The organism is Staphylococcus pasteuri (assembly GCF_030547725.1).
Classification (GTDB): domain Bacteria; phylum Bacillota; class Bacilli; order Staphylococcales; family Staphylococcaceae; genus Staphylococcus; species Staphylococcus pasteuri.
In genome coordinates, this window is sequence record NZ_JAUOQO010001147.1 from 1 (window position 1) to 229 (window position 229).

1 protein-coding gene is annotated in these 229 nt (G+C 46.3%); it reads right to left on the reverse strand.

Translation table 11 applies throughout. The annotated features are described in order from the left end of the window. Positions 1 to 209: AAA family ATPase (locus Q4528_RS16715; protein ID WP_303522936.1), on the reverse strand; the 209-nt coding region annotated here is incomplete at its 3' end. Positions 210 to 229 lie beyond the last annotated feature (20 nt).

Sequence of the window (229 nt, forward strand, 5' to 3'; positions counted from 1 at the left end):
GAGTTGAAGCGTGCAACAATACCTTCTAGCAAGTCGTCGATTTGATTGGCACTAATTAGGTTTTCAGCATAAGCCTGAGTGAAGGGCTCTGGAGGAATAATGTTTGACGCTTGACGAATAATTGCGGTAGAACGTTCAGCGCCTTTTTCGCGGCTTTTTGGCTGCGCAATGGGCTTAAAGAAATTAACGTTTACACCATTGCGCTCCATGGCGCGAACCATACCAAGAC